The 14,416-nt window shown below is 69.8% G+C and carries 14 protein-coding genes; 8 read left to right on the top strand and 6 right to left on the bottom strand.

The genetic code is table 11. From position 1 onward, the window contains the following. Positions 1-17: 17 nt before the first annotated feature. A complete protein-coding gene (locus HOV77_RS09010; protein ID WP_290860269.1) occupies positions 18-341 on the bottom strand; it encodes an MGMT family protein in 324 nt (107 codons plus the stop codon). A gap of 61 nt (positions 342-402) precedes the next feature. Between HOV77_RS09010 and proB the strand changes: the two genes are divergently transcribed. Then, the gene (gene proB / locus HOV77_RS09005) at positions 403-1,521 is read left to right on the top strand and encodes a glutamate 5-kinase (RefSeq protein WP_290860267.1); all 1,119 of its coding nucleotides are present in this window, start codon (positions 403-405) and stop codon (positions 1,519-1,521) included. Positions 1,522-1,599: 78 nt separating this feature from the next. Then, positions 1,600-2,841: a glutamate-5-semialdehyde dehydrogenase gene (locus HOV77_RS09000; protein WP_290860265.1), complete on the top strand. Its 1,242-nt coding sequence runs from the start codon at positions 1,600-1,602 to the stop codon at positions 2,839-2,841. Positions 2,842-2,859: 18 nt separating this feature from the next. Here the strand turns inward: HOV77_RS09000 and HOV77_RS08995 are convergent, their stop codons facing one another. After that, entirely contained in the window at positions 2,860-4,260 is a 1,401-nt protein-coding gene (locus tag HOV77_RS08995) for a gamma-glutamyltransferase (protein WP_363259896.1), read from the bottom strand. 34 nt (positions 4,261-4,294) lie between these two features. On the opposite strand from HOV77_RS08995, the gene HOV77_RS08990 reads away from it, so the two are divergent. Continuing rightward, positions 4,295-5,662, top strand: coding sequence for an MFS transporter (locus HOV77_RS08990; RefSeq protein WP_290860591.1), 1,368 nt, complete (start codon positions 4,295-4,297; stop codon positions 5,660-5,662). A 26-nt stretch (positions 5,663-5,688) separates the two neighbouring features. Then, positions 5,689-6,243: an NADH-quinone oxidoreductase subunit B gene (locus HOV77_RS08985; protein WP_290860263.1), complete on the top strand. Its 555-nt coding sequence runs from the start codon at positions 5,689-5,691 to the stop codon at positions 6,241-6,243. 35 nt (positions 6,244-6,278) lie between these two features. On the opposite strand, the gene HOV77_RS08980 is transcribed toward HOV77_RS08985, so the two are convergent. Then, complete coding sequence (locus HOV77_RS08980) at positions 6,279-7,130, bottom strand: hypothetical protein (RefSeq protein ID WP_290860261.1); 852 nt, start codon at positions 7,128-7,130, stop codon at positions 6,279-6,281. A gap of 185 nt (positions 7,131-7,315) precedes the next feature. On the opposite strand from HOV77_RS08980, the gene HOV77_RS08975 reads away from it, so the two are divergent. Together HOV77_RS08975 and HOV77_RS08970 are read left to right on the top strand one after the other, a co-directional pair. Next, positions 7,316-7,807, top strand: a complete 492-nt coding sequence (locus HOV77_RS08975; protein WP_290860259.1) for a SigE family RNA polymerase sigma factor — start codon at positions 7,316-7,318, stop codon at positions 7,805-7,807. After that, positions 7,800-9,002, top strand: a complete 1,203-nt coding sequence (locus HOV77_RS08970; protein ID WP_290860256.1) for a sialidase family protein — start codon at positions 7,800-7,802, stop codon at positions 9,000-9,002. Before HOV77_RS08975 ends, HOV77_RS08970 begins: the two co-directional genes overlap by 8 nt. 92 nt (positions 9,003-9,094) lie before the next feature. Here HOV77_RS08970 and HOV77_RS08965 read toward each other — a convergent pair whose 3' ends face one another. Continuing rightward, positions 9,095-9,763, bottom strand: a complete 669-nt coding sequence (locus HOV77_RS08965) for a hypothetical protein (protein ID WP_290860254.1) — start codon at positions 9,761-9,763, stop codon at positions 9,095-9,097. Next, a complete protein-coding gene (locus HOV77_RS08960; RefSeq protein ID WP_363259893.1) occupies positions 9,750-10,250 on the bottom strand; it encodes a SigE family RNA polymerase sigma factor in 501 nt (166 codons plus the stop codon). Before HOV77_RS08960 ends, HOV77_RS08965 begins: the two co-directional genes overlap by 14 nt. Before the next feature lie 111 nt (positions 10,251-10,361). Between HOV77_RS08960 and HOV77_RS08955 the strand changes: the two genes are divergently transcribed. After that, positions 10,362-10,955, top strand: a complete 594-nt coding sequence (locus HOV77_RS08955; protein WP_290860253.1) for an NADH-quinone oxidoreductase subunit C — start codon at positions 10,362-10,364, stop codon at positions 10,953-10,955. After that, on the top strand, positions 10,955-11,914 hold the full coding sequence (nuoH, locus tag HOV77_RS08950; protein ID WP_290860251.1) for an NADH-quinone oxidoreductase subunit NuoH: 960 nt from the start codon (positions 10,955-10,957) through the stop codon (positions 11,912-11,914). The genes HOV77_RS08955 and nuoH overlap by 1 nt, the downstream gene beginning before the upstream one ends. 34 nt (positions 11,915-11,948) lie before the next feature. On the opposite strand, the gene HOV77_RS08945 is transcribed toward nuoH, so the two are convergent. Next, on the bottom strand, positions 11,949-14,384 hold the full coding sequence (locus tag HOV77_RS08945; RefSeq protein ID WP_290860249.1) for a carboxypeptidase regulatory-like domain-containing protein: 2,436 nt from the start codon (positions 14,382-14,384) through the stop codon (positions 11,949-11,951). Between the last annotated feature and the right edge of the window lie 32 nt (positions 14,385-14,416).

Below are 14,416 nucleotides of genomic sequence, written 5' to 3'. Positions count from 1 at the left end.
GCTCACCGAACGCAGTCTCAACGGCCGGACGTGTGATCTTCGGGGTACCAGGAGGTGGTCTGCATGATCACCCGACCGGCTCGTAGCTGCACACCTTCGGCTTCGAGCAGGCTCGCGGCCCGCCTTTCGTGCCCCGGCGGCAGCCGTCCTGACGAATTCACGACACGATGCCAGGGGACCCCGCCGCCGTAGCGGGCCATGATCGTGCCGACCTGGCGGGCCGAGCAGCGTCCGGAGACGTCCGCGAGGTACTCGGCGATCGCGCCATAGCTCATCACCCGTCCGGCCGGGATGCGCTCGACGAGCTGCAGAACCTGCTCGCGGTACTCCTCAGGGCTCACATCGCCCCACACTATGGGATACCTCCGACAGCCGTGGATTCACGCAGGTCAGAATGGTCCGGTGCGGCAGACAGTCACGAGTGCGCGGCGAATCGTGGTCAAGGTGGGGTCCTCCTCGCTGACCACGGCGTCCGGCGGGCTCGACGCGGCCCGGCTCGACGCGCTCGTCGAGGCGCTCACCGCGGGCGAGCTGGTGGGCAAGCAGGTCATCCTGGTCTCGTCCGGCGCGATCGCGGCCGGTCTCGCCCCGCTGAGCCTGCCGCGGCGACCGCGCGATCTGGCCACCCAGCAGGCGGCGGCCAGCGTCGGTCAGGGTCTGCTCATGCACGCGTACACCGCGGCGTTCGCGGCCCATGGGCGTACGGTCGGGCAGGTTCTGCTCACCGTCGACGACGTCACCCGGCGCTCGCACTACCGCAACGCGCGGCGCACTCTCCAGCGCCTGCTCGATCTCGGGGTCATTCCGATCGTCAACGAGAACGACACCGTCGCCACAAGCGAGATCCGGTTCGGCGACAACGACCGGCTCGCCGCGCTCGTCGCCGCGCTGGTCGAGGCGGATCTGCTCATTCTGCTCTCCGATGTGGACGGTCTGTACACCGGCGACCCGTCCCTGCCGGGCACGTCGCGCATCGATTTGGTCACGAGCGAGGCCGATCTCGACGGCGTCGCCATCGGCAGCGCGGGCAAGGCCGGCGTGGGCACCGGCGGCATGGTCACGAAGGTCCAGGCCGCGCGCATCGCCAACGGCGCCGGCATCCCGGTCGTCCTGACCTCCGCGCCCCAAGCGGTCGCGGCCCTGTCCGGCGACGAGGTGGGCACTCTCTTCTCGGCCCAACTGGTACGCGCATCGGCCCGCCTGTTCTGGTTGGCCCATGCCACCGAGGCGCGCGGGCGGCTCTTCCTCGATCCGGGTGCGGTGGCCGCCGTCGTCGAACGGCGGAAGTCCCTGCTCCCGGCCGGCATCACCGGGGTAGACGGGGCCTTCTCGGCGGGCGATCCGGTGGATCTCGTCGACGAGGCGGGCAAGCCGGTCGCCCGGGGGCTCGTCAACTACGACGCCCTGGAACTGCCCGGACTGCTCGGCCGGTCCACCGGCGAACTCGCCGCTTCGCTCGGCCCGGCATACGAACGTGAAGTAGTGCACCGCGACGACCTCGTCGTCCTCAACTCACGTTGATCATGAACCTATGGTCCGGTTATGACCCGGAGTGGAACCTTAGGTTCATGATCAACGCACTGATGGAAAGGTGAAGCCATGTCCGTCACCGAACTCGCTCAGCGCGCCCGCGTCGCCGCCCGGACGCTGGCCACCACTACCCGCGCAGTCAAGGACGATGCTCTCATCGCCATGGCGGACGCGCTCGTCACGCGTACCGCCGAGATTGTGAAGGCGAACGGTCTGGACGTCGCGGCGGCGCGTGAGCAGGGGACCAGCGAGTCGATCATCGACCGGCTGGCGCTGACGCCCGCGCGGCTGGTGGCGATCGCGGACGGGTTGCGGCAGATGGCCGCGCTGGCCGACCCGGTGGGTGAGGTCGTGCGCGGCTCGACGCTGCCCAACGGCCTGCAGTTGCGGCAGGTACGCGTGCCGTTCGGCGTGGTCGGCATCATCTACGAGGCGCGGCCGAACGTGACCGCCGACGCGGCTGGGCTGACCCTGAAGTCGGGTAACGCCGTGCTGCTGCGGGGCTCGTCGAGCGCCGCGAACTCGAACGCCGCGATCGTGGAGGTGCTCCGGGAGGCGATCGCGAAGACCGGGCTGCCGGCCGACGCCGTGCAGCTGGTCGATCCGTCGTCCCGCGAGACGGTACGCGACCTGATGCGGGCCCGTGGCCTGGTCGACGTGCTGATCCCGCGTGGGGGAGCGGGCCTGATCCGCAGTGTCGTCGAAGAATCGACGGTGCCGGTGATCGAGACGGGGGTCGGCAACTGCCACATCTACGTCGACGAGTCGGCCGATCTGGACATGGCGCTGTCGATCCTGCTCAACGCGAAGACCTCGCGGCCGTCGGTATGCAACGCGGCCGAGAGCCTGCTGGTCCACTCGGCGGTGGCGGGTGAGTTCCTGCCGGTGGCGCTGGCCGCGTTCCGCGACGCGGGGGTGACCGTGCACGGTACGCGCGACGTGGCGGTGTTCGACGAGGCGGTCGTCCCGGCGACGGAGGAAGACTTCGCGACCGAGTACCTCGCGTTGGAGATCTCGGTGGCGGTGGTCGACTCGCTGGACGAGGCGATCGAGCACATCACGCGCTACGGCACCGGCCACAGTGAGGCGATCGTGACCGGATCGCTGGCCGCCGCGAACGAGTTCACCGCCCGGGTGGACGCGGCAGCGGTGCTGGTCAACGCCTCGACCCGGTTCGTCGACGGCGGCGAGTTCGGCTTCGGCGCGGAGATCGGCATCTCGACGCAGAAGCTGCACGCCCGGGGCCCGATGGGGCTGCCCGAGCTGACCTCCACGAAGTACGTCGTGACCGGCGCCGGCCACACCCGCTGACTCCTTCTGCAGCCTTCGCTAGAGGACGTGGGCGTGCCCGCCGCGCCGAGGATCGCCGGCCGCCCCGGTACGCCCGACGGCGCTCACCCCGCCGAAGTAGTGATTGGTCTGCTCCCACTGCTGCACGACGAACCCGGACTCGGCCAGCGCGTCGGCGGCGTCGGCCGGGTAGCCGGGCTCCAGATGGGCGAGCTGCCCGGCGACGTGCAGCCGGGGTGCCGCGACCGCGTCCGGCACCGAGCGCCCCTCGACCAGGTACGCGATCAAGGTACTGAGCAGCGCTGACCGGATGCGGGAGGCACCCGCCGAACCGATGGCCAAGTCGAGGTCGCCCTCCGGGGACAGCACCACGAGCGGGCTCATCATCGAGTGGACCCGGTCGCCGGGATGGATGTGCCCGGCGAGCAGTTCGCCCTCGCCGAGCATCGAGTTGAGGTGGATGCCCAGGTCCGGCAGCCAGACGCCGGAGCCGAGTCCGAGCGTATGCGTGACGACGCAGGCGTTGCCCTCGCCGTCCACCACGGAGATGTTGGTCGTCTCGCCGAGACCCTCGGGGCGATGCGCGTTCTCCTGAAGCGCCCGGCCGAGCGCGACCGCCCGTTCGGGCCTGGTGAGGACGTCCATCCGCGGCAGGGCGGCGATCGTGGGGAGGGTGCGATTGAGGTCGAGCCGTCCGCATACGTGCCGTCCGCCGAGCGTGGCGGATCGGACCGGCCGCGAGATCGGCTGGTACGCCTCGACGTCTTTCCGGCTGAGGACACCACCACCGGCCTGCACCGCGTCCACCATGAGACCCGCGGTGTACTCGGCGAACTCGTCGTAACCCGAGGCGAGTAGTGCGAAGGCGTCGTCGAGACCAGGGTGGTGCAGCAGTCCGCCGCCTTCGAGGAGCCGCCCCTCCGGTGCGTACGCCGGACCGCCCTGGTCGAGGATCATCGCCGGGGCGATGGACCGCAGCGCCTCAGCTTGCGGTGGCGGAATCGGCGCGCCCGCGTGCGCGACGTCGTACGCCGGTTGCACGATCTCCAGCCAGGGCAGGCGGCCGAAGCGGCGATGCAGTTCGGCGCAGCCCGCCGGGACACCCGGGACGGCCACCGAGGCCCCGCCGATGGAGTACGGAATCGGCACCCCGCCGAAGTCGATCTCGATCGGTACCATCGGTCCCGGAACCTGGCCGGACAGTCCCGGCATCGCGCAGAAGAAGTCGATGACGGCGACGCTGCCGGAGTTGGCCGAGAACACGGTGGCGAAGCCGCCGCCGCCCAGGCCGCACAGGATGGTCTCGGCGGCGCAGGAGGCGAAGGTCGCGGCGATCGCGGCGTCGACGGCGTTGCCGCCCTCGGCCAGCACGCGGAGGCCAGCCTCGACCGTCGCGGGATGTCCCGCGGCGACCCCAGCCGGTACGCGACTAATTCTCACTCCCGTACGCTCTGTGCCCATGGAGGCGGTGCCCATGCAGAACAGTGTGGCTGTCGCTCCCGCCGACAGCGAATCCCTGTCCCCGCGCGTCCGCATCGGGTACTCACTCGGCTCGCTGGTGACGGGGGCGTTCGGCACTGTTCCCGGACTGCTCCTGCTGCCCTATTTGACCGATACTCTAGGCGTTTCCGCCGGACTTGCGGGACTTCTGGTGCTGGCTCCCAAGGCCTGGGACGTGGTCGCCAACCCGCTCGTCGGCCGGGTGTCCGATCGGACGCAGACCCGCTGGGGTGCGCGACGGCCGTACCTCCTGGGCGCCGGGCTCACCCTCGCGGTGCTCTTCGCCGCCCTCTTCGCCGCGCCGTTCGGCCCGGTGCCGCCGGGGGGCAGTCCCGTGCTGGCGGTCGGCTACGTCGCGGTCCTCTTCCTCCTGACCGCCACGGCGTTCGCGTTCTTCCAGGTCCCGTACGTCTCCATGCCGGCCGAGATGACCGACAGCGCCGGTGAGCGTACGCGGATGATGACCTGGCGAGTCGGTCTGCTGGCGACCACCATTCTCGTCTCGGGTGCGGTCGCGCCGTGGATCGTGGACACCACCGGCGGCGGCATCTCCGGGCACCGGCTGATGGGCCTGTTCGTCGCCACGATGATGGTCGTCGGCACGCTCTGCGCCTTCTACGGCACCGCGACGGCTCCGATCGGCGCGGTCCAAGCCTCCGAACCGACGCTCCGTGCCCAGCTCAAGGTGGTCGCGGCCAATCGGCCGTTCCGCGTACTGGTGGCCTGCTTCGTGGTCCAGGCGACCGGGGTCGCGTGCATGCTCGCGGGCGTCCAGTACTTCGCCGACCACGTGCTGCACGACCACGGCGCGATGCCGTTGCTCTTCCTCACCGTGGTCTCCCCGGCGCTGGTCGTAACCCCACTCTGGCGGCGGATCGGCGAGCGGCTGGGCAAGGTCCGCGGCTACATCCTGGCCTCCGCCACCCTCACCTTGGCCACGCTCGCGCTCGCGACCGCGCCGCTCGTGCCGCATTTCCTCGTGTACGCGATGATCGCAGTGATCGGCTTCGGATACGCCGGTCAGCAGCTCTTCGGCTTGGCACTGCTGCCCGACTGCATCGCGTACGACACGGCCCGGACCGGTAAACGTCAGGCGGGCGTCTTCACCGGGGTGTGGACCGCCGGGGAAACGCTGGGGCTGGCCCTCGGCCCCGGAATCTTCGGGCAGGTCCTGCAGTTCTTCGGCTACGTCTCCAGCACCACCGGCGTCTCGGCCGTCCAGACCTCCCATGCCGAGCTGGGAGTGCTGCTCGGCTTCACGGTGGTGCCCGCTGTCATCGTCGGGCTGGCCCTGCTCTTCCTACGCGGATTCACCACCGAGGTCGTCCCGGAAGCCGCCTGACCCCGGTACGCATTACTCTGACGGGTATGGCGCAACTGCCCGCGGTCCTCGGCCACCCCATCAAGTTCGTCCTGAACTGGGGCCGCCGCTATTCGCTGTGGGTCTTCAACTTCGGCCTGGCCTGCTGCGCCATCGAGTTCATCGCGTCCAGCATGGGCCGGCACGACTTCATGCGCATGGGAGTAATCCCGTTCGCGCACGGCCCCCGGCAGGCCGACCTGATGGTGGTCAGCGGGACGGTCACCGACAAGATGGCGCCGGCGATCAAGCGGCTCTACGACCAGATGCCCGAGCCGAAGTACGTCATCTCGTTCGGCGCGTGCAGCAACTGCGGCGGACCCTATTGGGACAGCTACTCGGTGACCAAGGGGGTCGACCAGATCATCCCGGTCGACGTCTACGTCCCCGGCTGCCCGCCGCGTCCGGAGGCGCTCCTGCACGGCATCCTGCGTCTGCAGGAGAAGATCGCGGCCGAGGACCCGGGCATCGGCGGCGTCGACCGGCCCGACCCGCTCGCCTTGACCGCCCCCGTGGTTCCACCCCCCTACCCAGTAACGGTGGAGCTGCGGCGATCGACATGACTGGTGTCAGTTAACCGGCGGCATTATCAGTATTCCTAACGTGCGGTATTCCCCGGCGGTACCCCGGGAACCGCCACGGGCGCCTGTGTGACGCGGCCGTGCCGCGCGGCCATCACTGCGCCGACCACGATCATCGCCGCGATCAGGCCCAGCAGGAGGAGAACCCCGTACGGGTCGATCGCTTCGGCACGGTTCTGGTCCAACTGGCCCTCCGGGGTCAGCGGCCCGGGACCGGCGTACGGCATCCACGCGTCCGGCCCGTACCGGTAGAGCACCGCCGCCACGAAGTACACGGCCTGACAGGCCGTGACCATGGCGAGCAGCCCAGGCACCAGCCGACCCTCGGCAGGGCGGGCGAACAACCCGGCGCCGACGCCGGCCCCGGCGACCAGGAGGACGCCGAGCCCGACCAGCCCGGGTGGCAGGGTCGGCACCGCAGCCGCGAACATCGCCGCAGCGATCAGACCAAAACCGACGCTGGACACCATCGCCCGCGGCGTGAGCCCACTGTCCCGGCTCGTGGCAGCTAGGACTGCCGCGAGGTTGACGACCAGAACCACGGTGTAGATCCGTACACCGCCGCTGGCCCGGTCGGACGGGAAGCCGCCCTGGGCGAACCCGAGGATCACCCCCACGGCGCCAAGCCCGGCCAGGGCCGTACCCACCGCCCGTACGAGTCGGGCTGCCATCGTGCCCGATACCGGTCCCCATCCTCGCCGGAACCGACCCAGCACCGAGACCACACACAGGGCGGCGACCAACGCGACCAACGCGTGCCGCAGCGCCGGGTAGGCCAGGTCAGAGGTCGTCACCAGGACCGCCACGATGCCAGCTACCACCAGCAGCAGATGCCCAGCGACGCTGAGGACGTTCCGTACGGTCGCCATGCCAGGGAACCTACCGATGGACATGCTCTGCCGACACCGTCGACCGGCCAGCCTGCCAGTCAGATACACGTCCGAGGCGATGTCGGGGCGGGCCGCGCGTGTCGAGTCTTCGCCGACGTGATGCAACCGGCGGCCACCCCGGCGGGTTATGGGGGCAGGAGCGACCGTAGGACGAGGGAGGGCAAGTGCGCGACGCCGATCGATTCGACGAGTTTTACCGGGGCACCCGGGTGCGCGTCCTGCAGTTCCTGTACGCGGCCTGCGGGGATCTCGGCGAGGCGCAGGACGCCGCGCAGGAGGCGTACACCCGCGCATGGCAACGGTGGGGACGCGTCGGCCGCAGCCCTGACCCGGAGGCGTGGATTCGGGTGGTGGGTTGGCGGATCGTCGCCAACAGCTGGCGCAAGCAGCGCGGGCGGCTGGCCGCCTACCGCCGTCACGGGCTGCCCGATCCGGCGCCGGCACCGGGCGAGAACACGGTCGCGTTGATCGCCGCGCTCAAGGTTCTACCGATTGACCAGCGCATCGCCGTCGTCCTGCACCACATTCTGGACCTGCCGGTGGCGGCGATCGCGGTAGAGACCGGTGTGCCGGTCGGCACCGTGAAGGCCCGCCTCGCCCGCGGCCGGCGCACTCTTGGGACCCTCATCGACATGACGGAGGCCAACCATGTCTGACCTGACAAAGCTCGCCGCCGACCTGCGCGCGGACGCGGCCGGCGTGAACTGGCCGGACGCGGTGGACGTGCGCACCCGCGGGGACCGGCGCACGACGCGCCGTTGGATCACGACCGCCGCCGCGGCGGGCGCCATGATCGCTCTGACCGGTGGGGTGTGGCAGGCCGACGGCCGGCGGCACGCCGCGCCCGCTACTGCGAGGGTGGCGGTTCGGTTGCCGCTGGACGCGATCGAGGCTGCCCCGTCGGGCACGATGTTCGCGATCACCCACAGCTGTGACGCGGACCCGTGCGCTACGGCGAGCGCTCCGCGCCGATACACGGTGATGCGCAGCACCGATCTCGCGCGGACCTGGACCACCGTCGGGGCGCTCGACGGCATCGACGGCGGCATCGACGTGCCCCTCGGCCTCGTGGTGGCCGACGACTCGACACTGTGGATCGTCAATGGCACCAAGGTGCTGGGCTCGCTCGACGGTGGGCGATGGTGGAGCAGTTGGGACTTGGGTGCTGATCCCACCCAGAGTGAGGGCGGCGGCCTCGCCGGCCGGACGCTTTGGCTCGCCCACAACGGTCGGGTACTCGTCGCGACCGCTGGCACGCGGCCTGAACCAACGGCCAGTCAACCGCCCGGCAGCGGACCGATCACCAGCCTCGCGGTCCTGTCCGCCGGCAGCGCTATCGCGCTGCGCGGGCAAGGCACCGACGTGGGGTGGTACCGCACTGATGACCGTGGGGCGCATTGGAGCGCCGCCACCGACCCGTGCGCCGGCCTGTCGCATCCCAATGTGGCCGACGCGTACCTCGCCGCCGGCCGTAAAGGCGGGCTGTGGGCGGTGTGTTTCGTCGCCGGCGGCCACGCTCCCGGTTGGCAGCTCGCCACATCGACCGACGGCGGGTACAGCTGGCAACCACATCCCGGCGGTGCGCCCGGCGGTGACGACGTCAACCCGGTCTCAGCGACGATCGCTTGGCTTACCGGCAGTGGCGCCCACGTGTACCGCACGACCGATGCCGGCGCAAACTGGACCGACGTCGCCCACCTACCGCCTGGCACGTCGATCCAGGGCGGGTTCGTGAAGGACGCGAACACCGCGCTGTATGTGCTGTCGGAGCCCGGCACCGGCCAGGTGACCCTGCACCTCACCACCGACGGTGGCACCACCTGGACGACCCTGCCCTTCGGCCGGTGGTGACACTGGCGCGCCGAGATGCCCGCCCACCGGCACAATGATCGCGGCGTCGATCAGCCGAGCTCGAGTCCAGAGGAGCGTTGCTCGGACGATCGCTAGGGGCATTGGATGAAGGCGTACCCGTTGAGGTCGTCGTCCGGTCTTCCGGCCACTTCGTAGCGGGCGGTCACGCTGACGAAGTCACCGGTCGGCGTGGCGGCGGTGGCGCACGCGCGGGCGAGGCTCATGCCGACGACTTCGACGAACTCGTTGCGGCCCGTGCCGGTGACCGTGAAGGTCTCCTCCTCGGTCGCGTACGCGAATCTGCCGGTCGGGTAGGCGAATTGGACGGTCACCCGGATCGAGCCGAAACCACTGGTACGCACGACGATGTGGGCGGCGACTTCGGCCTCGGTGAGGTGGGCGGTGACGGCCAATGGCTGGACCTGCAGCCGGGGCAACGCCTGCACGGGTGTGCTTTCCGGGCGGCGGGCCTCGTCGCGCGAGGTGCCCGAGATGCTGGGCGGCTCGGCCGGGTCTCCCGTCGGCGTCGGCACGGGCGGCGGCGAGACGGCCAGCGGCACCCGCTCCGGTCCGCGTACGCGAGGAGCCAGGAACAACGCCGCGACGGTCAGCACGACGCCCGCCCCGGCAGCCGCGGAGCGGGCGAGTTTCCTTCGGCGTACCCGATGCTTTAAATGAAGGAGCGGCGGAATCGTGACTTGCGCGCGGACCTCGGCCTCCGCCTGACGCAGCAGTGCGCGCAGCCGGTCAGGTGCGGACATGGTCGATCTCCCGGTCCGGGACGAGGTGTTCGGCGAGGGTGGCGCGGGCCCGGTGCAGCCACGACTTGACCGTGCCCTCGGCGGCGCCGGTGAGCGAGGCGATCTCCGCGATCGTCAGATCCTCCAGATAGAAAAGGATCACGGCCTGCCGGTGGCGTTCGGGTAGCAGCCGCAGCGCGCGGTGCAGCGCGACCCGGTCGGGTGTCGGACCGGGCGTCTCCACCTCGACCCGGTGCAGGTGCAGCAGCTCCATCCCCCGGCGCATGCGCCGCCAGCGGCTGGTCGCCAGATTCCAGGCGACCCGGCGGACCCAGGCGATCGGATCGTCGTACGTGCCGACCTCGCGCCAGCGGATCAAAGCCCGGCAGTACGCCTCCTGCGCGACGTCCTGCGCCTCGGCGAGATCCCCCGTATGCAGGTAGACCTGCGTGGTCAGGGACGGGAACGTGCTCGCGTAGAACTCCGCGAAGTCGCGGGGCTCCGGCACGATGCCTCCCGAGGGGGAAACCAGCGGCTGGGCCGCCAGGGGGACCCTGAGTGTACAAACGGCCCGCAGCCACGTAGGTCCCGATTCCCAGCAGCGGTTTAGGATCGGCGCATGACTCCCGAAGAGGTCGGCCCGCGGCTGATCGGCCTGCTGGCATCGGCCGGGCTGGACGCCGCCGAGCCCGGCGTCTCCGGCGGTGGCGCGTACGCCCGAGCCGTGGTCGACGTGCCGCCCGCCCAGTGGGTCTCGGCGGTGCGTACCGCCCGGGACGGGCTCGGTCTCGACTTCTTCGACTGGCTGTCCGCCGTGGACGAACTGGCCGACGGCTTCACCGTCGTCGCGCACCTCTGGTCCACCCGTGAGCGGTTCGGGCTGCTCCTGCGGACGAGACTGCCGCGCGAGGAGCCCGTGCTCGCCTCGATCGTCGAGGTCTACCCGGGCGCGTCCTGGCACGAGCGCGAGACGTGCGAGATGTTCGGCATCGGATTCCCCGGCGACCTGCCGCGTCTGCTGCTCACCCCGGAGTTCGAGGGTCACCCGCTGCGCAAGGACTTCGTGCTGGCCAGCCGGGTTGCCAAGCCGTGGCCCGGAGCGAAGGAGCCCGGCGAAGGCCACGGCGACGGGCCGCGGCGGCAAGCGGTGCGGCCACCCGGCGTTCCCGCGCCCGGGGAATGGGGACCAGCCGCCGGGGGAGGAGAAGCCTGATGCCGGTCTGGCTGGAGTTGGCCCTCCGGGTGGGTGGCGTCATGGTCGCCTTCCTCACCCTGCCTCTGATCGTCGGGCAGGCCGAACACAAGGTGATGGCGCACATGCAGGGCCGGCTGGGCCCGATGTACGCCGGAGCGTTCCACGGTTGGGCGCAGCTGGTCGCCGACGGCGTGAAGTTCGCGCAGAAGGAAGACGTCACGCCGCGCGACGCCGACCGGCCGGTGTTCAAGTTCGCGCCGATCGTCGCGTTGTTGCCGTACCTGCTGGCGCTGCTGGTGATCCCGCTCGGCCCCGGTGACCTCGTCGGTCAGTCCCTCGACATCGGGCTGTTCTTCGTGTTGGCCGTCCTCGGCGTCGGCGTGGTCGCCGTGCTCATGTCCGGCTGGGCCTCGGCGAACAAGTATTCGCTGCTGGGAGCGCTGCGTGCGGCCGCACAGCTGATGGCGTACGAGCTGCCGTTGGTGCTGGCCGCGGCGAGCGTCGCGATGGCGGCCGGAACGCTGTCGCTGAGCGGCATCGTCGAGGCCTGGCGACCCTGGTGGCTCGCCTGGCAGCTGCCCGCGCTGGTGATCTTCTTCATCGCCGGGCTCGCCGAGATCCGGCGTCCCCCGTTCGACATGCCGATCGCCGATTCCGAACTCGTCTTCGGCTACCTGACCGAGTACACCGGGCTGCGATTCGCGTTCTTCCTGCTCGCGGAGTACGTCGGCATCGTCGTGATCTCGGCGTTGACCTCGGTGCTGTTCCTCGGCGGCTGGCACGGCCCCGGCCCGGAAAGTTTGGGCTGGCTCTGGATGCTGCTCAAGACGTTCGCCGTGGCGTTCGCCGTCATCTGGATCCGGGTCTCCTACCCCCGCCTCCGGGAGGACCAGCTGCAGCGGTTGTGCTGGCTGGTCCTGGTCCCGGTGGCGTTGGCGCAACTCGTTCTGACCGCGGTGGTACGCGTACTGGCCTGAGCCGGTTCGGTCCAGCCTTCCGCGAGGGCCCCGGTCAGCGTCTCGGCAGCGGCGTGGCGAGCGACGGAACCTGGTCGAGACAGGTGACACCCGGGCGGATGGTCAGCCGAGTCGACTGGCCGTCGAATCCCGCGTAGAAGATCGGATTCGGCTTCCGCAGCGGCACGCTGGTGTCGTACAGCCAGCATGAGTGCTCCGAACCGTTCGCGGTGTAGACGGCGTGGACCAGATGCGGTCCTCGGGCTACCGAGCTGACGGTGTGAGTGACGAAGATTCCGGCCGCGTCACCGGTACGCGCGTCGAACGTCTCGAGCCGCCATCCCGTAGTCCCCTCCGGCACGTCGAGGGTGAAATCGCCGCCGGGCTTGAGAGTGAGGTCATATCGAACATAGGCTCCGGCCTGGAGCTGCACGAGTTGGGCGTCTGCCCGGCTGCCGGCGCCACCGGACCAGGTCAGCCCGACGGATGGCGCGTACGCCTCCAACGGCCAGGCATAGGGCCCGAGCCGCAACTGGTACGCGCTGTCGTTGTCCATGCAGTAGGCATAGACATAGTTCGTCCCACACTGCGAGTGGAAGCCAGGAGTCATTCCGCCGGCCAGAACGGTCAGGCCTGAGCCGCTGACCTGGCCGCTGACTGAACCCCACACCGTGGCGGCCGCGTCGAGCTTGACGACCGGACTGGTGTTGGCGCCACGGCGTACGTCGATCACCGCCGCTTGTTCCCGCTGACCAGTTCCGCCGACGGTGCCCAGCCATTGCGAGCCTTGGGAAGCGTCACTAGCCCACACGAACAATTGGACAGGGCCGAGGGACAGCTTGCCGACGGTGATCGAGTCCTGGGAGACCCCGGTGTTCGTGTTACACCAAGGGCCCAGCTCGCTTCCCAGGGTCGAGAACGTGGTTTTCGGCACGACGAGCACGCACACCGGTGGAATCGTGCCGTCCGGATTGTGCTGGATGGGCACGGTGATGGTTCCGGCTGGCTGCAGCCGCAGGGTGATCGGCACTGTCTGACCGGAGGCCATCGCGATACCGGTCTGGTTGCCGAGGAATGCGCCCGGCGATTCCGCGTTGACCGCTCCACTGATCGCCGGAGGCACGTCCATGCGGTAGACACCGTTTGCGTTGGTGCAGCTTTGCGCGGGGGGATCGAAGACCGAGGAGCCGTATACCGTCACACAACCGTCGATGATCGGCTGACCGGTGACGGTGTCGAGCAGCGTCACCGCGACGTGAGCTCGTTCCGCGTACTGCTCGTTCAGGGTGGCGACGGTGTCGGGGACGATGGTGATGTGTCCTGCATTCGGCGGAGCGGAGGTCGTGGTAGTGCTGGGCGGCACCTGCGGGTACCACTGCGTGCCCAGAGTGGCGTGCTGGATCTGCAAGGTCCAGTCACCCGGCGGCAGGTCCGCGAACGAGTAGCTGCCGTCTGCCGCCGTGACCTGGCTCCGGCGTAGCCGGGCGGGCCCGAAGATCGTCACGGTCGCCTTGACCGGCTGGCCGTCCGGCGCGGTGACCCGCCCTTGCAGTCCTCCCCATGCCGGGGCCAGCGGAATCTCGGTCATTCCCGGGTTGAACGGGCTTCCCATCGACATCGTGCGCCCGCCGTACGCCCATTGCTTCGCGTAGCCGGGCGCGGACACCTCAACTCGATGCGTGTTCAGCGACGACGTCAAACCGTCCACGAGGTACGCGCCGGTCGCGTCGCTGAATCCGGCCGCCACCTCGAAGTCGAATGCGTACGCCACGACCCGGTAGGACGCATTCGGGATGGCCGCCCCGGTCAGCCCGTCGACCACCTTGCCCGCGAAGGTTCGGTTTCCTCCCGTGCAGTTTCGAGTGGCGTGATGAGAGTCCACCGCTGTCGAGCCGCCGTCAGTCACGACGACCGCGGCGACGGTGACCTCCGGGAGACAACCGCCGTACGTGACGACGTCGTAGGTGCCGGGGACGAGGCCGGTCAGTTCGTAGGTCCCATCGGCTTTGGTCCTGGCGGTGCCCTTACGCACGCCGCCGACTCGGGCCTCCACGTACAGCAGCGACTCGCCTGAGCCTTCCGGGTCGGTGACGCGTCCGGAAACGGTGCCCGCTCGGGCCGGTAGGGCGGCGTCGAGGGTCCTACCATCCGTTGCGGTGACTCCGTAGCCGCCGGAGGTGAAGACCGTGGGCTCATTGGGCCCCCAGCGATCGGCATGTCCGGTCGCGGTGAACTGGACTCGAAACTGGACGTTCGCCTGAAGCGGGGTGGTGGCGTAGTGGCCGTCGGCGTCGGCACAGGCCGTGGCTAGTTCGTTCCAGGCTGTGCTCAGGACGCGAGCACATGCGCCCGGGAGTGGCTTCCCGGTCTCGTACTCGGTGATGGTTCCCTCGAGAACTCCCGGCGTTCCGGCCGCCTGAGCCGATGACGGCGCCGCGAGTAAGCCGGCGAGCAAGGTGAACGTCGTTGCGATCGCTGCAGTCCGGCGCATCACGCCGTACCTCCCCGTGAGGCTTGCAAGAA

The organism is Hamadaea sp. (genome assembly GCF_013362815.1).
Lineage (GTDB): Bacteria > Actinomycetota > Actinomycetes > Mycobacteriales > Micromonosporaceae > Hamadaea.
The sequence above is the reverse complement of the archived record's forward strand: the minus strand, read 5'-3'. Positions and strand labels throughout refer to the sequence as shown.